General features: G+C 55.3%; 14 protein-coding genes. 6 read left to right on the top strand and 8 right to left on the bottom strand.

Annotated features, from left to right (window positions below; translation table 11 throughout):
* Positions 1-5: 5 nt before the first annotated feature.
* Genes nagK through lolC form a run of 4 tightly spaced genes read right to left on the bottom strand, consistent with a single transcriptional unit; the run spans position 6 to position 4,070 of the window.
* The gene (nagK, locus tag IBT47_RS25870) at positions 6-917 is read right to left on the bottom strand and encodes an N-acetylglucosamine kinase (protein ID WP_200564022.1); all 912 of its coding nucleotides are present in this window, start codon (positions 915-917) and stop codon (positions 6-8) included.
* A 12-nt stretch (positions 918-929) separates the two neighbouring features.
* On the bottom strand, positions 930-2,174 hold the full coding sequence (gene lolE / locus IBT47_RS25865; protein WP_105592784.1) for a lipoprotein-releasing ABC transporter permease subunit LolE: 1,245 nt from the start codon (positions 2,172-2,174) through the stop codon (positions 930-932).
* The gene (lolD, locus tag IBT47_RS25860; protein ID WP_200564019.1) at positions 2,174-2,878 is read right to left on the bottom strand and encodes a lipoprotein-releasing ABC transporter ATP-binding protein LolD; all 705 of its coding nucleotides are present in this window, start codon (positions 2,876-2,878) and stop codon (positions 2,174-2,176) included. Before lolD ends, lolE begins: the two co-directional genes overlap by 1 nt.
* On the bottom strand, positions 2,871-4,070 hold the full coding sequence (gene lolC / locus IBT47_RS25855; RefSeq protein ID WP_200564017.1) for a lipoprotein-releasing ABC transporter permease subunit LolC: 1,200 nt from the start codon (positions 4,068-4,070) through the stop codon (positions 2,871-2,873). The genes lolD and lolC overlap by 8 nt, the downstream gene beginning before the upstream one ends.
* Positions 4,071-4,529: 459 nt before the next feature.
* Between lolC and IBT47_RS25850 the strand changes: the two genes are divergently transcribed.
* The 3 genes from IBT47_RS25850 (at position 4,530) to rcsA (ending at position 7,523) form a co-directional block, all read left to right on the top strand.
* Positions 4,530-5,924, top strand: coding sequence for a GGDEF domain-containing protein (locus IBT47_RS25850; protein WP_200564015.1), 1,395 nt, complete (start codon positions 4,530-4,532; stop codon positions 5,922-5,924).
* A gap of 173 nt (positions 5,925-6,097) precedes the next feature.
* The gene (locus IBT47_RS25845) at positions 6,098-6,307 is read left to right on the top strand and encodes a DUF2767 family protein (protein WP_200564013.1); all 210 of its coding nucleotides are present in this window, start codon (positions 6,098-6,100) and stop codon (positions 6,305-6,307) included.
* A 574-nt stretch (positions 6,308-6,881) separates the two neighbouring features.
* Positions 6,882-7,523 carry a transcriptional regulator RcsA gene (rcsA, locus tag IBT47_RS25840; RefSeq protein ID WP_200564011.1) on the top strand — a complete coding sequence of 214 codons (642 nt, stop codon included), beginning with the start codon at positions 6,882-6,884 and terminating at the stop codon, positions 7,521-7,523.
* A gap of 39 nt (positions 7,524-7,562) precedes the next feature.
* Here the strand turns inward: rcsA and dsrB are convergent, their stop codons facing one another.
* Together dsrB and IBT47_RS25830 are read right to left on the bottom strand one after the other, a co-directional pair.
* Positions 7,563-7,751 (bottom strand): protein DsrB, encoded by a 189-nt coding sequence (gene dsrB, locus IBT47_RS25835; protein ID WP_105592791.1) that lies wholly within the window; start codon positions 7,749-7,751, stop codon positions 7,563-7,565.
* 70 nt (positions 7,752-7,821) lie between these two features.
* Positions 7,822-7,980 (bottom strand): YqaE/Pmp3 family membrane protein, encoded by a 159-nt coding sequence (locus IBT47_RS25830; RefSeq protein ID WP_034824466.1) that lies wholly within the window; start codon positions 7,978-7,980, stop codon positions 7,822-7,824.
* Positions 7,981-8,623: 643 nt separating this feature from the next.
* Here IBT47_RS25830 and IBT47_RS25825 point away from each other — a divergent pair.
* Positions 8,624-9,439 (top strand): mannosyl-3-phosphoglycerate phosphatase-related protein, encoded by an 816-nt coding sequence (locus IBT47_RS25825; RefSeq protein WP_200564009.1) that lies wholly within the window; start codon positions 8,624-8,626, stop codon positions 9,437-9,439.
* A gap of 29 nt (positions 9,440-9,468) precedes the next feature.
* Entirely contained in the window at positions 9,469-10,689 is a 1,221-nt protein-coding gene (locus IBT47_RS25820) for a glycosyl transferase (RefSeq protein ID WP_105592793.1), read from the top strand.
* On the opposite strand, the gene dgcQ is transcribed toward IBT47_RS25820, so the two are convergent.
* Positions 10,686-12,347 (bottom strand): cellulose biosynthesis regulator diguanylate cyclase DgcQ, encoded by a 1,662-nt coding sequence (dgcQ, locus tag IBT47_RS25815; protein WP_200564006.1) that lies wholly within the window; start codon positions 12,345-12,347, stop codon positions 10,686-10,688. The two genes, IBT47_RS25820 and dgcQ, sit on opposite strands and share 4 nt — an antisense overlap.
* A gap of 392 nt (positions 12,348-12,739) precedes the next feature.
* Here dgcQ and mfd point away from each other — a divergent pair, with 392 nt between their 5' ends.
* Complete coding sequence (mfd, locus tag IBT47_RS25810; protein WP_200564003.1) at positions 12,740-16,183, top strand: transcription-repair coupling factor; 3,444 nt, start codon at positions 12,740-12,742, stop codon at positions 16,181-16,183.
* A gap of 457 nt (positions 16,184-16,640) precedes the next feature.
* On the opposite strand, the gene IBT47_RS27165 is transcribed toward mfd, so the two are convergent.
* Positions 16,641-16,834: hypothetical protein (locus IBT47_RS27165; RefSeq protein ID WP_234472114.1), on the bottom strand; the 194-nt coding region annotated here is incomplete at its 5' end.

Genomic DNA, 16,834 nt, shown 5'->3' with positions numbered 1-16,834 from the left:
ATCCTCTAATCCTTAATATGCAGGAATGCGGCACCGCGCATTCCGCCTGCGTCTCCATGGCGCGCTTTGGCAAAGCGCGGTGGTTTGGCGACCGGCAGCAGCAGGGGGGCAACCCGTTCCGCCAGGCCGTCATATAACGCATCAAAATTGGACAGGCCGCCACCAAGCACCACCAGATGCGGGTCCAGCAGAGTCAGCAGATTGCCCAGGCATACCGCCAGCAGCTGACGATAGCGTTCGGTGTGTGCCAGCGCATCAGCATCTCCCTGATAATAACGGGTGATTATCTCCTGCGCACTGAGAGTCTGGTGATAAAAGTGCTGCCACAGCCAGGAAAATCCTGAACCTGAGAGGTATCCCTCAATACAGCCCTTCTTGCCGCAGCCGCAGGTGAGCAGCGGAATATCACGGCCCAGCACCTCCAGCGCATCCACCGGCAGGCGCATATGCCCCATTTCCCCCACCACGTAATTGCGGCCGGTGACCGGTTTACCATCGACAATCACTCCCCCGCCGACGCCGGTGCCGAGGATCATACCAAGCACCACAGGATAGGCCTGAAACTCATCGTCCCAGGCTTCGGAGAGGGCAAAACAGTTGGCGTCGTTATCGATACGGACTTCGCGCCCCAGCCGCTGGCTGAGATCGGCACGCAGCGTGCGGCCCCTTGCGGCGGGCAGGTTCGCGCTGAATACCGTACCGTCGTCGGGCACCGGCAGGCCAGGAATACCCAGCCCCACGCTGCCCACGCAGCCGCAAAACGCATCGGCCTCTGCGGTCAGCGCCTGCAATACCGAAAGAAATTGCTCGTAATCCTGCGTCGGAGTGGCAACCCGTTTGTTCCAGATCAGCTCGCGCTGCGCGTTATACACGCCCAGCGCAATCTTGCTGCCGCCAATATCGAAACCGTAGTACATCCGTTGCCTCGCTTACTGGCCGCTTAACACACGTGCCGGATCGATGCGGCTGGCACGCCTTGCCGGATACCAGCTGGCGATCAGGCTGAGCAGCAGTGAGGTAAACAGCACGATAACCACATCACGCCAGTGCAGCTCGGACGGCAGGAAATCGATGAAGTAGATATCGCCGGAGAGGAAATGATAGCCGGTCAATGCTTCAAGCGCATGAATGATAGCGGTCAGGTTCAGCGCGGCCAGTACGCCGACAATCACCCCGCTGACGCTGCCCACCAGCCCGGCCAGCAGCCCGTACCAGATAAAGATGGCGCGGATCAGGCCGTCTTTGGCCCCCAGCGTGCGCAGCACGGCGATATCACCGCTCTTATCCTTCACCGCCATCACCAGCGTTGAGACAATATTGAAACAGGCCACGCCGATCACCAGCACCATAGCCAGATACATAATGGCGCGGATCATCTGAATATCGCGGTACATGTAGCCGTAAGTGCCGATCCAACTGCGGATTGACACATAGGCGTTGGTCACGCTGCCCGCCTCGCGGATCAGCTTCTGGGCGCTGAAGGGATCGGCGGCTTTAATGGCGATGCCGGTGACGTTATCGCCCATACCCAGCAGCTGCTGCGCGTCGGCCAGCGGAACCAGCGCCAGGCCGTGATCGAGCATGCCGCTCAGCTTAAGAATGCCGCTGACCTGCAGACGTACCCGCTTCGGCTGCAGCAGCTTATTCTGCGCATCGCTGTTGGGGATCATGATGGTCAGCCAGTCGCCCTGCTTTACCTTCAGGCTGTTTGCCACCCCCTGCCCCAGCAGGATTTGCTGCTTGCCGGCACCAAACGATTGCCACGCATTGCCCTGCACGTAGGAAGGCAGCGCGCTGAGACGAGATTCCTGCTGCGGGTCCACGCCTTTGACCTGCACAGCCTGGAGCTTGCTGCCGCTTTCAATCAGGCCGGTAAAGTTGATATAGGGGGCTGCCGCTGCCACGCCGGGTACCCGTTCAATTTTCGGCAGCATGCCCTGCCATCCGGTAAACGGCTGGTTGACCGGTTCGATTTCACCGTGGGGTACAACAGCAAGAATACGGTTGTTCAGCTCACGTTCGAAGCCGTTCATCGCACTCAGGCCGACGATCAGCACTGCCACACCCAGGGCAATACCCACGGTAGAAATCACCGAAATCAGCGAGACCATCCCCCCGCGACGACGGCCGCGACTAAAACGCAGGCCCAGCAGTAAAGAGAGCGAATTCGCCATCAGAGGCTACCCACCATGGTCAGGCGATCGCTGAGCTGGCCGTCGCGCATTTCTACCTGGCGACGCATGCGTTTGGCTAAATGCAGATCGTGCGTTACCACCAGGAATGCCGTGCCCTGACGCTGATTGAGTTCACCCAGCAGATCGAAGATCGCGTCGGCGTTGCGCGCGTCCAGGTTACCGGTCGGTTCATCAGCCAGTACCAGCCGCGGATTATTGACCAGCGCGCGGGCGATAGCCACACGCTGGCGCTCGCCGCCGGACAGCTCCGACGGGCGATGCTCTGCGCGGTGATCGAGGCCCACCGCTTTCAGCATTTCGAGCGCCCGGGTGCGAGCTTCGGCCTTCGGCGTTTTGCCAATCATCAGTGGCATCGCCACGTTTTCCAGCGCGCTGAAGTCCGGGAGCAGATGATGGAACTGATAGATAAAGCCCAGCTCGCGGTTGCGCAGCTCGGCTTTAGCAGCAGAGGACATCTCATTCAGAGACTTGCCGTCAAACACCACACTGCCGGAGGTCGGCGTATCCAGCCCGCCGAGCAGATGCATCAGGGTACTTTTTCCGGAACCGGAGCTGCCGACGATAGCCATCATTTCACCCGGCTGCACGCTGAAGGAAACGTTGCGCAGGACATCGGTCTGCACGCTGCCTTCCTGATAGCGTTTGCACAGGTTGTCGCACTGCAACAGGATCTTGTTACTCATAACGTAAAGCCTCAGCGGGTTGAACGGCGGCCGCGCGCCAGGAAGGATACAGCGTTGACAGCAGCGCCACGACGATCGCCGTTACGGTAATGGTCGCCACCTGCGTCAGGGAAATGTCCACCGGCAGCGCCGCGCCATCAAGGAACGCACCGATAACCGGCATCAGATTATTCAGCTGGCTGGCCAGCAGCATGCCAAGCAGCGCGCCCAACACGGCGCCAACTACGCCCGCGCTGGCACCCTGCACCATAAATACCGCCACAATTTGCCGCCGGGTCAGGCCCTGGGTCTGCAGGATCGCCACTTCGCCCTGCTTCTCCATAATCAGCAGGCCCAGTGACGTCACGATATTAAACGCGGCCACGGCGACGATCAGGCTGAGCAGCAGCCCCATCATGTTTTTTTCCATTTTCACCGCCTGGAACAGCTCGCCTTTGCGCTCGCGCCAGTCCTTCCACACCAGCCCCTCAGGTAGCTTTTGCTGGCTGACCACGTCAACGTCAAGCGGCTTATCCAGCCATAAACGCCAGCCGGTGATGTTGCCTGCCGGGTAGCGCATCAGGCGCGAAGCATCCTGCTGGTTAACGAGGATCTGATAGCCGTCAACGTCGCTGTTCGCGGCAAAAGTACCGATTACGGTAAACAAACGCTGGCTGGGAATGCGCCCCATTGGCGTGAACTGGCTGGCGGAAGGCACCATCAGGCGGATTTGTTCGCCAAGGTGCACACCTAACTGCGCGGCCAACTGCTCACCGAGGATGACGTTATACTCGCCGCTTTTCAGCTGCTGCTGCCTGACGTTCATCAGATAAGGCGTGAGCGGATCGGGCTCATCGGGGTTGATCCCCAGCATAACCCCAACGCCAACGCTGCGCGCGCTCTGCATCACCACTTCTCCGGTCGTCAGCGGCGTGACCTTACTGATACCGTTGAGATGTAGCGAATCGGCGGGGGTTGTCTGCGGGTTAATTGAACCGCTGTCGCTGGTCACCAGCGCCTGCGGCATTAAGCCGAGGGTATTTTGCTCCAGCTGGTGCTCCAGCCCGTTCATCACCGACAGCACGGTCACCAGCGCCATTACGCCGAGCGTGATGCCGATAGCCGAAAGCCACGAAACAAACCGCCCAAAGCGGTCGGAGGCGCGCCCGCGCATGTAGCGCAGGCCGATAAAAAGTGCGACAGGCTGATACATGAAATCCGTTTTTTGCTAATGCAATAAGTGGGGGGAATGATAAAGCTTAGTACCGTCTTATGGAACTACTAAGCCTCTGACTGTGCGCATTGTTTTGTCAATGGCTGAAACATTCGGCCTAATCTCAACGGCAATGCCTAAAATATAGCCGGACTCGCATCAGTTACCCGCACCATCCGCTAAATGAATGACGCTGAAATGGAAGATTTCGTCACTCCAGTGACGGAGAAGTTATTCATAAAGAACAGAATGTGATGATTTTCAGAAAAGACACGGCCAACTCTTGCTACTATGATAACCAGGAATGTTCTTACGTATTTGCTTTCATCCAGCTCGTCACTTATGTCATTCGCACGTGAGTTCAGGTAGTCACCCGCTGCGGGAGGTCTACCGGCCGGAAGCCAGCGACTCAATCAAAGATGCTATAAGCAGCCGTACCAGGCAGCACCGAGTCTGAAGATGCCAAACAATAAAAATCGTATTCACCAGGTTATCGTTCTATTTTTTTTCGCCATTTTGCTGTCGGTTATCGGCCTGTGCTTTCGTAATTTCGAATCCATGTCGATCTTTTGGCCGGGTAATGCGGTACTGCTGGGTTTGCTGATCCGTTTTCCGGCCCTGGATAACCGCGTTTCGCTGCTGGTGCTATTTTTCGGCATGCTGATCACGGATTTGTGCTGGAGCACTCCGGCGATGATCTCCGTGGGGGTGAACTTCTCCAACATTACCTTTATTGCCGCCGCGCGCTGGGTACTGCTGACTCGCCACTTTACCCGGCCGTATCCGCGCCGTTTACAGTCGCTGATGCGCATATTTCCGGCGTCGATTGCCGGTGCGCTGGTCTGCGCGGCCATCGGCGGCATTGTCAGCGAGCGCTATTTTCACGATGAGCTGTTTAAGGCCTGGTTTTCGTGGTTCTCGGAACAGATGTCGACCTCCATTCTGCTGCTACCGGCGGTAATCAGCCTGCCGAGACGTGACGAACTGCGCCTGATACTGAGAAAAACGTTTGAGAGTTCACTGCTGCCGCTGGTCGCGCTGCTGGTGACCACCGCCATGAGTATCTGGGTAGGCGGCGGCGGTAGTCTGCTGTTCCCGCTTCCGGCGCTGCTGTGGTGCGCCATTAGCTACCCGCTATTTATTACCTGCTGCCTGACGCTGATAACCGGTATTAGCGAGATCATTCTGGTGGCCGGTAACGTCCTGAATATCCAGGGCGAGAACGATCTGTTCCGCATAGACAGCCTGTCTGCCGCACGGCTGGGTGTCGCTGCCATGACCATCAGCCCGTTAATCGTTTCGCTGAGTATTGAAGCAAATAAAAGGTTGGTTGCGCGCGTAACTCGCCGGGCGGATTACGATTTGTTGACCGGTGCACTGACTCGCAGCGGCCTCTCATCACGCTTGCAGAGCTTAATCGTACCACGCAACCGTATGGCGGGTTTTTCCGGGGCGCTGTTCCTGGTCGATATCGATCGTTTTAAGAATATTAACGATACCTGGGGCCATGCCGCCGGCGATTATGTGCTGGCACAAACCGTGCACTGTATTCAACAGGCGCTCCCCCCCACTTCGCTGGTCTGCCGGATGGGCGGCGAAGAGTTCCTTGTGCTGCTGGAAGGGGCAAACGAGGCGCGGGCATTCCTTCTGGCCAATCGACTGCGTAACAGCATCGAAAACAATGCCATTATGCATAAGGGCAACGATCTTAGCGTCACGGCCAGTATCGGTATCAGCCTGCTGAATATCAGCAGCGTACAGGCCCTGGATGAAGCAATTAACCGCGCAGATGAGCAATTATATATCGCCAAAAGCAGCGGCAGAAACCAGGTCAGGCCGGAATTCGTCCTGTAGTAACTGTTGGCGGTTGCCTGACTGCCGGTGGGTTTGACACGCAGTTAATCATTGCTACCCTTTTTTCATCGCTGTCATTTAACACAGAGGGCGTGTGCAGAGACCCAATCGTTTAAATCCGCGTTGTCGCCGGAGGATAAACGCCTGGTCATACTCAATGATGGAGTGTAAAAATGAAACGTGATGCGCTTAGCGAAGAATATTATGACGAAGTTTGCCGGGTTATTGGTGACGCAGCGATTGCGCTGACGGAAGACGGCCATAATATATCACGGGGAATGATTGCCAGCGTGTTAAGGCAAACTCGTCGGAAACGCAGTGATGCCAACCGTGATGAACAAAAGGTTCTTGAGCATGCTATCCGGCTTATTCAGCCAGACTAATGACTATTAGTACTTATATGCACGTCGATATTAATAATTTGCAGAAGAAATAATGTTTTCCTATGACCGAACTGAAAGAGATTTTTTTCGTACTAAAAATAATCGTTTCAGTCCTCGATTATTACAAGAATTTCGTCTCTGAGCAGGTATATCGGCGCGGGAAGATAGCACGCTTACCACGCAATGAAATAGCAACGACCTTAGTTCCCCTTCTTTAAAATCGGCCTGGCAACCTCATGTTTAATGGCGATATTTTATCGACCTTCTATTTCACTTTAATGAACGGATTACCCCAAAAATCGCCGTGTTAGTGAGATTGTTTTTTTGATTGAATTCTTTTAAGAATAATCCTATCATGATTTTTAACATTTTACGCGATAGTGACGCAATTGCTGCGATTGACGCAGCCCCTTCATCAAGGATGAGTCAATACTCCAGTCGGCTATGGCGGGGGTAGTATTAACGTTGGCTACCATAACAAGAATTTGAATACTGAACGCTTTCTTCTTCTGCTGTGCGAACGTGTAATTCATCGTTGATTTATATGGATAACGAACTGGTAAGGGCCGCTAGAATGCCAACAATAATTATGGATCCTTGTAATTATACCCGGGTTGGGTTGATCAACTATCTGACAACCAAAGGAATTAAAGACAAGAATATTACTCAGGTTAATGACATTGACCGACTGCATACGCGTTGCCAGCAGTTGCAACCCGGTGTCGTCTTCATCAATGAAGACTGTTTTATTAATGAACCTGAAGCCAGTCAGCGTATCAGGAATGCCATTGGCCAGAATCCTGACACGCTTTTCTTCATATTTATGGCCATCTCCAACAGCCATTTTGAAGAATATCTGTATGTGCGTAAGAATCTGATCATTACTTCAAAATCAATAAAACCGGCGACGCTCGACCATCTGCTGGCGACTTACTTCCAGCAGCGACTGAATAGCTCATCACGCCATTCCTCCGGCAAAGAAGTCCATCCGCTAACGCTGAGTCAGACGGAATCCAATATGTTGAGGATGTGGATGTCAGGCCACGATACGAGCGAAATTTCTGACCAGATGCAAATCAAGGTAAAAACCGTTTCTTCGCACAAAGGCAATATTAAGCGCAAAATCAAGACGCATAACAAACAGGTGATCTACCATGTGGTACGCCTGATGGATAACGTCACCAGCGGTATTTACGTCAACGTGCGACAGGGTTAACAGCGGCAGTTTAAAGGGGGAGTTACCCCCTTAGTATGTTCAGGCATGAGGCTCAACGAAAACGCCGTCTTCGTGACCCGATTCATTAAAGAACCAGATCCCCAGCGGATAGTCTTCCAGAGCAACCAGATACATTGTCCCTTCGTTAAACTCTTCCACCGCCAGAACCGTGCCGACCCGGCGTGGACCGCCGTCCGTTTTTACCGTCACCTGCTGATTCACCTTCATGGTAACTCCTGTGCAATTTTTCCCAACAGTTTAACTGAAAACCGCATACTGCGCAGGGGTTTAGCCAGAATTATCGGCGCGCAATCACCCACACTGCATGAACAATTCCGGGGATATAACCGCATAACGTCAACAGGATGTTAAGCCAGAAAGCGCCACCGAAACCAACCTGCAGAAAGACGCCCAGAGGCGGTAGAAGAATCGCAATCACAATACGAATAAAGTCCATGTTTTCTCCTTTTTAATCGATAACTGTCTGATAAACAGTATAGACAGCGTGGCAAAATCAATGGCCACATGCGCTGCCATAGCCCGCCTTTTCGCTTTCTTTACGTTTCGCGCAAAGACTTCTGACATCGGGAACACTTAGAATACTCTCACTGCACCAACCCCAAAGGCGCAGTCAACCTAAAAAGTAACAAGGATTTTGCCCGCGCAGCGCGGGCTTTTTTTTGCCCGCCGTTCCTGACATCTCTTACCTGATTCCCGTGATGCCTTTCGATTGGTAAAAAAAACCCCAGCCGCTGGCCAGGGTAAATTGTTCGCAACAAAAATAAAATTCGTTACTCGGGGAAATCCTTTTACGCCTCTACCCTAACCCGTTCTGGCATTCAGACTAATCCTAAGTTCACGCATTAATGTGTACAATAATCGTTAACTTGTACAGGAAAACCCGCACCAGTTCTGCGCTGGGAGCATTCTGGCACATTTGCAACCGGCCAAAAAAACAGCATTTTTTTTAGGATTAATCCGCATATCAGCCTGTATCAGGCGGACTTCCACACCCCACAAGGTGATGATAGCTTGACTATACTTTGTGCTGATACGGTGGTCTTACTGTCACACCGGGCTAATTTCGCGAGGTTAAGACTATGCTTACACTGCAGGAACCTCTGATGATCGTTACCGATCTCGACGGCTCACTGCTCGATCATCACACCTACAGCTGGCAACCCGCCACGGAGTGGCTGACGCGTCTGAAAGAACACCACATCCCACTGGTGATCTGCTCCAGTAAAACAGCCGCGGAAATTGTGCCGCTGCAGCAAGAACTGGGTTTCGGCGGTTCGCCGTTTATCAGTGAAAACGGTGCTGTCGTTCACTATGGTGATGCTCAGTCAGCACTTACCGGTCAGTTATCCCCACAGGACTATCGGGCGATCTGCCATACCCTGCTGAATCTCCGGGAACGTGACGGTTTTAAATTTATCGGCTTTGCCGACGTCAGTGAAAAAGAGATTGCAGAGTGGACCGGGCTGACCCCGGCTTTAGCTGCCCGGGCCAAAATGCGCGAAGCATCCGAAAGCCTGATCTGGCGGGACAGCAGAGAACAATTTGACCTGTTCCGGGTTCGGTTGAATGAGGCAGAACTGGAGCTGGTTCAGGGCGGGCGTTTCTGGCACGTCATGAGTAAAGGAAGTGGCAAAGGCGCTGCGCTGCGCTGGCTGCTTGAGCACGCCCCTTCTTCGGCTTCTCCGCGTAGCCGCCGCCCAATCACCATTGGCCTGGGCGACGGGCCTAATGATGCGCCAATGCTCGACAGTGTTGATTATGCCGTGGTCATTCGCGGCTACAGCAAAAATCCGGTGCTCCTTGAGCGAGCCGACAAACAGCATATCTATCGCAGTACCGCCCGGGGCCCGGAAGGCTGGGTTGAAGGCCTGAACCATTTTATCACTCCATCCTGACTGACCACCTACATTCCAAGGGGATAGCGATGAGCGATTTTTACCAGAACGGCGTAATAACTAACTTTCATAATCTCACCGGGCGCAGTCTTAAAGAGTTGGAAAAGGACCTGGTACGCTTTTCGCGCAAACGTAAGATGGGGCTGATTCTGCCCTCGCTGTTTTCGGAACTTGAAGGCCCGGCGCTGAGCCATATTGTTGATGAGCTGGCACAGGTTCCCTACCTGGGAGAGATCGTTATTGGCCTCGATCGTGCCGATCGCGATCAGTTTCTTCACGCCCGCGAGTTCTTCTCTCGTCTGCCGCAGCGGCATCGCATTTTGTGGAATGACGGGCCGCGTCTGAAGGCGCTGGACGCCGAACTGGACAAAGAAGGACTCTCCCCCTCACAGCCGGGCAAGGGGCGCAACGTCTGGTTCTGCACCGGCTATACGCTGGCTTCCGATAAATCCAGCTGCGTGGCACTGCACGACTGCGACATCGTAACCTATGAACGCGGCATGCTGGCACGACTGCTCTATCCGCTGGCTAATCCCGATTTCCAGTACGAATTCTGTAAAGGGTTTTATGCCCGGGTGGCCGATAACAAGCTTAATGGCCGCGTAGGCCGACTGCTGGTTGGCCCGCTGCTGCGTTCGCTGCAAAAAGTTTACGGCCACTCCGAATATTTGGATTATCTCAGCAGTTTCCGCTACCCGCTTTCCGGCGAATTCGCCATGCGCACGCACGTGCTGAACGGCATCAAAATTCCCGGCGACTGGGGGCTGGAAATCGGCGTCCTGTCTGAGATTTACCGCAACTACACCACCCGCCAGAGCTGCCAAGTGGAGATCGCAGATAATTACGACCACAAGCATCAGCCGCTGTCGGAGGAAGACGGAACCGGCGGGCTGCGGCGGATGAGCAATGATATTGTGCAGTCGCTGCTGCGTAAAATGGCCACCATGGGCGTGAACATCACCAGCGACTCCTTCCGGGTGTTGAAGGCAACCTACTATCGCAATGCGCTGGATATGATGGAGATTTATAACCACGAAGCGGTGATGAATGGCCTGAAGTTCGATCAGCACGCCGAAGAAGCGGCGGTAGAAATGTTCACCCAGTCAATACTCGAGGCCGGGCAGGCGTTTATTGAACGCCCTAACGAAAAGCCGTTTATTCCCAGCTGGAGCCGGGTCCAGTCAGCGTTCCCCGATATTATGCAGCGCATCTATCAGGCGGTTGAGGACGATAACAGCGGCGATGTTTAATCTCGATGGCGGACGCAGTTGCGTCCGTCCTGTTTCGCCAGATACAGCCTGCGGTCGGCAACGGACTGCAGGTTATCCACCTGATACTCTCCCTGCTCTTCACTGCTGCTCACGCCCAGCGATGCGGTAACCTTCAGCGTTTGATGTTTGCCCACCAGCAGCTCTTTTGCCGCCAGCTTGCGGCGAATGCGTTCCGCCACCAGCACGGCCTCATCCAGCCGGGTGGCCGGGAGCAAAATGCAAAACTCTTCCCCGCCCACCCGACCGGCAATATCGGTTTTCCGCAGCGCCTGACCAATCACCGATGCCGCGTGGGCCAGCACGCGATCTCCGGCGTGGTGTCCCCAACTGTCGTTAACCGATTTAAAATGATCGAGATCGAGCTGGATCACGGAGAGCGGCTGCCGCTGCCGCTGATTAAGCGCCGCCAGCTTTTCAGCGCGATCGAAAAAGGCAGTGCGGTTAAACAGCCGCGTTAAGCCATCGTAATTCGCGCGCCAGCTCAGTTTTTCCTGCAAATTCAGCAAGCTGCCCGTCATCCGGATAATCGTCTGATGGGAAACCAGCACCACAATGCTAAACATCAGCCACGTCAGCAGCAGCACCAGTCCAACACGGCCACTGTCACCCAGCAGCCCTTCACGCAGCGTCTGCACGTTGACCAGCATGCCGTCGAAATACTGCAGGCGGACCCAACTGACAAAACGCCCGTCAAAACGCATTGTCCCGCTGTGGGTTCCGGCAGCCTGTTCGGTCAGCTGCGCCAGCTGCGCTTTGTGCAGGCGGTACTCCTCAAGCTGGCTGCCGTCAGACCAGGCGATCAGATTGAACTGATGACCGACCAGCATTACCCCCCCTTCCTGCCGCGTGCTCAGCGACTGCTGCAGGTACTGCTTGATCTGCTGCGTGGAAAAATCCATTGCCAGTACGCCGTACCAGTAGCCATCACGATCGACCGGGCGCGCGACCGTCACCACCTTACCCTCGTTATCCATGGAGTCGTAGGGATCTGACCACAGGATCTTACGCTGCGGATTGACCTTTGGGTCGAGGTCGACAAAGTAAGGACGCTGTGCCACGCCGGAGAAATTTTCCAGCGAGTGGTTGCTGCTGGCATCCGGCAGCGTGGAACTGAGGTAGAAACCGGCGCGAGAGATATACCAGAAGCGATAGTGGAAATCGCGCTCCGGCTGGTTAAATTGCAGGATCTGGCTCATTTCCAGCACTGCATTTAGCTCATCGGCCAGGCGCCGGGAATCAGACCGGCTGAACAGCGGAAAACGCGTTAGCAGCTCATCGGAAATACCATTGATCGGTATGCCACGGGTTTCACTCGGGCTAAGATGCCACAGTGGCGTATGGCGAACGCGCTCAAACTGCTGCAAGAAAGCGGTGGATTTGTCGGTAATCAGCGGATCGCCGAGTGAATGCTCCAGCATACTGTGAAAAAACGCCAGTTCATCAAGGTTATGCTGCCACTGATTATCCAGATTGTTTGCCACCGAACTGAGTCGGGCAAGCTGGTTTGATTCATAGGTGCGCTTCAGCACCATCGCTTCATGCCAGGTGAGCAACGTTAAAAACAGAAACACGAGGGCAAAGCACAGGTGCACAATATTTTTAGGGTGAAAAAAGCGTGATTCCGTAGGCAAACTCACTCGATTTCTCCCGGTTGCACCATGGCCGTTTTACCTGATGATTTTAGACAATGAGTGCTATCGGCGCTACATCTGCCACAGGCTTATTTATCGACACTTATTGATCTGAAACATTTTAAAAGTGCCCTTTCGCCGGAAAGACGACGCTAACGGGGAATTTTCACTATATTGATTCTGTCCGACTGCGGCAGTGGACATCATTGCCATAGCGAAAAAATGAAACTTTGGATAAACATTAACCAGCCAGACCGACACAGTACCCAGCGGCCAGCAAAAAAAAGGTATACTCGGCAAAGCTGAATTGGGGTCCCCTGCTGTCCGAGCCATTGCAGCCGACAGGCGTCATGGCGGCTCCCCTCTCTCCCATTTGAGTAGAGACTATCGAACTGAATATGCCTGAAAACTATCGTTATACTCTTCCCTCACGCGCTGGCGATCAGCGGCTGCTGGGGCAGCTCACGGGTGCTGCCTGCGCCGTCGAATGCGCCGAAATTGTTGAACGCCATGCCGGCCCGGTGCTGTTAATTGCGCCAGATATGCAGAACGCTCTGCGGCTGCAGGATGAAATCCGCCAGTTTACGGAACAGCCGGTGATGACGCTGGCTGACTGGGAAACGCTGCCTTTCGACAGTTTTTCGCCGCACCAGGAAATTATCTCTTCGCGCCTCTCCACGCTGTACCAGCTGCCATCGCTAAGCCACGGCATTTTGATTTTACCGGTTAATACCCTGATGCAGCGCGTGTGCCCGCACAGTTTCCTGCACGGACATGCGCTGGTGATGAGCAAGGGGCAGAAGCTCTCCCGCGATACGCTGCGTTCACAGCTTGAACAGGCGGGCTACCGCAGCGTTGACCAGGTGATGGAACACGGCGAATACGCCACGCGCGGTGCCCTGTTGGACCTGTATCCAATGGGCAGCGATCGCCCGTACCGCATCGACTTTTTCGATGATGAAATCGACAGTCTGCGTCTGTTTGACGTTGATACGCAGCGTACTCAGGAAGAAGTTTCCGCCATCAATCTGCTGCCTGCTCACGAGTTCCCGACGGATAAAAATGCCATCGAGCTGTTCCGCTCCCAGTGGCGTGAGCAATTTGACGTTCGCCGTGAACCGGAACATATCTATCAGCAAGTCAGCAAAGGCACCCTGCCTGCCGGAATCGAATACTGGCAGCCGCTGTTTTTCGACAAGCCTTTACCCGCGCTGTTCAGCTACCTGCCCGCCAGTACCCTGCTGGTGGTGGCGGGCGATCTGGAAAGCAGCGCCGAGCGTTTCTGGCTGGATGTGAATACGCGTTACGAAAATCGCAAAGTCGATCCGATGCGCCCTCTGCTTTCACCACCGGCTCTGTGGTTACGCTGCGATGAATTATTTGCCGAACTAAAAAACTGGCCGCGTATTCAGCTGCGGACCGATCTGCTGACAGACAAGGCGGCGAATACCAATCTGCAGTATCAGCCGCTGCCGGATCTGGCCGTGCAGGCACAGGCCAAATCACCGCTGGAAGCGCTGCGGAAGTTTCTGGAATCCTTCAGCGGTTCGGTGGTGTTCTCCGTTGAGAGTGAAGGCCGCCGTGAAACGCTGCAGGAACTGCTGGCCCGTATCAAGCTGAAGCCCAAAACGGTACGTTCGCTGAAAGAGGTCAGTAAGCCGGGTCATTACCTGCTGATCGGTGCCAGCGAGCACGGCTTTATCGACGGGCTGCGCAATCTGGCGCTGATTTGCGAGAGCGATCTGCTGGGCGAGCGCGTAAGTCGACGCCGCCAGGACAGCAAACGGACCATTAACCCGGACGTGCTGATCCGTAACCTCGCCGAGCTGCACCCGGGCCAGCCGGTGGTCCACCTTGAGCACGGCGTGGGGCGCTATATCGGCCTGACCACGCTGGAGACCGGCGGCATCACGGCAGAATATCTGATGCTGGCCTATGCCGGAGATGCCAAGCTTTACGTGCCGGTATCGTCGCTGCACCTGATCAGCCGCTATGCCGGTGGTGCCGAAGAGAATGCGCCGCTGCACAAGCTGGGCAGCGATGCCTGGACGCGAGCCCGGCAGAAAGCGGCCGAAAAAGTGCGTGACGTGGCAGCCGAGCTGCTGGACATCTATGCCCAGCGTGAAGCGAAAAAAGGCTTTGCCTTTAAGCACGACCGCCAGCAGTACCAGCTGTTCTGCGACGGATTCCCGTTTGAAACCACACCGGACCAGGCGCAGGCCATCAACGCGGTACTGAGCGATATGTGCCAGCCGCTGGCGATGGATCGCCTGGTGTGTGGTGACGTCGGTTTTGGTAAAACCGAAGTGGCGATGCGCGCCGCATTCCTGGCGGTAGAAAACCACAAGCAGGTGGCGGTACTGGTGCCCACTACCCTGCTGGCACAGCAGCACTACGATAACTTCCGCGATCGCTTCGCCAACTGGCCGGTACGTATTGAGATGCTCTCCCGCTTCCGAACCGCGAAAGAACAGGCGCTGGTTCAGGCCGAGGCCGGAGAGGGAAAAGTTGATATTCTGATCGGCACACACAAGCTGCTGCAGAACGACATCAAATGGCGCGACCTTGGTTTGTTAATCGTCGATGAGGAGCACCGTTTCGGCGTGCGTCACAAAGAGCGTATCAAAGCGATGCGTGCCGACGTCGATATTCTGACGCTGACCGCCACGCCAATTCCGCGCACCTTGAATATGGCGATGAGCGGCATGCGTGACCTGTCGATTATTGCCACTCCGCCGGCACGTCGCCTGGCCGTGAAAACCTTCGTTCGCGAGTATGACGATTTGGTGGTACGCGAGGCGATTCTGCGTGAGGTGCTGCGCGGCGGGCAGGTTTATTACCTGTATAACGACGTGGAAAATATCGAAAAAGCCGCACAGCGTTTATCTACGCTGGTGCCGGAAGCGCGGGTGGCGATCGGTCACGGCCAGATGCGCGAGCGCGAGCTGGAGCGGGTGATGAACGACTTCCATCATCAGCGTTTTAACGTGCTGGTCTGTACCACGATTATTGAGACCGGTATTGATATACCTACGGCCAATACCATCATCATTGAGCGCGCCGACCACTTTGGTCTGGCACAGCTGCACCAGCTGCGCGGTCGCGTGGGCCGTTCGCATCACCAGGCCTATGCCTGGCTGCTGACGCCGCATCCGAAAGCGATGACCGTTGATGCCCATAAACGCCTGGAGGCCATCGCCTCGCTGGAGGACCTGGGGGCTGGTTTCGCGCTCGCCACCCACGATCTGGAGATCCGTGGTGCCGGTGAGCTGCTGGGCGAAGGCCAGAGCGGACAGATGGAAACCATTGGCTTCTCGCTTTATATGGAGCTGCTGGAAAACGCGGTGACCGCGCTGAAAGAGGGCCGTGAGCCGTCGCTGGAGGATTTGACCAGCAGCCAGACCGAAATTGAGCTACGCATGCCGTCGCTGCTGCCGGATGATTTTATTCCTGACGTGAATACCCGCCTTTCATTCTACAAGCGGATAGCCAGTGCCCAGCAGCAGGGCGATCTGGACGATCTGAAGGTCGAGCTGATCGATCGTTTCGGTTTACTGCCCGATGCGGCGCGTAACCTGTTGGATATTGCGGCTCTGCGGCTGATTGCTCAGAAGCTGGGCGTGCGTAAGATTGAAGCCAGCGATAACGGTGGTTATGTTGAGTTTGCCGAGAAGAATAAGGTCGATCCGATGTGGCTGATTGGGCTGCTGCAAAAGGAGCCGAAGCACTGGCGTCTTGATGGCCCGACGCGCCTGAAGTTTATTCGCGATTTGGCGGAGCGTAAGGTGCGGATGAAGTGGGTACAGGAGTTTATGCAGCGTATGCAGGAGAATGTGGGCTGACGGGCGATTTGGTCCGTCTTATTGTGGCTAGTTAGGTTCATTTGTAAGTCCTCTGTACCATTGCGAAACGCTGAGCGGCAGAGTCCCCCTTCGGGCGGGTCCTCGCGTCGCTTCGCGATACCTTCTCTCCGATCGTCAGCCTGTCGGACCGCCTGAGACGTGCCATCCATGGCACGGCTCAGGCTTTCGTCCACGTCCCTGTGGCCGAATCCTGGCTTCCTCTCTTCGCTCAGCGCTGTGGATTGCCTGTAGGGTGCCCCTGCCGCTCCGCTTTTACATTCTGCGTTGCCTGCTAAAAAAACCGTGTTCGTCCGCCACAAGAAATACGTTTCACATCGCGATAAAGAAAGATTGAAAGGGAAAGCCTCTGCGGCGGCTGCCGGGCATTCCGCAGCGCTGAGGTGGCAGCAGCTGGCCAGGAGACACCGACAGGACGTCGGTGTCAGGCGGAGTCGGGTCAGGGACGACCCGTCTTTGCCGGTCCGACCGGCCAGATGCTGACACCGAAGGCATCGTGCAGAGCACGACGCGAGGACCGCCCGGAAGCCACCGCAGAGGCTGGACCAAACCACCCAGCTTCCAGCAACTCCGGTAACTTCAGTAACTTCAGTAACTTCAGTAACTTCAGTAACTTCAGTAACTTCAGTAACT

This window comes from Erwinia sp. S43, from assembly GCF_016624745.1.
Lineage (GTDB): Bacteria > Pseudomonadota > Gammaproteobacteria > Enterobacterales > Enterobacteriaceae > Erwinia > Erwinia coffeiphila.
Note: the sequence above shows the minus strand (reverse complement) of the source record. Positions and strands in the feature narration are given on the sequence as shown.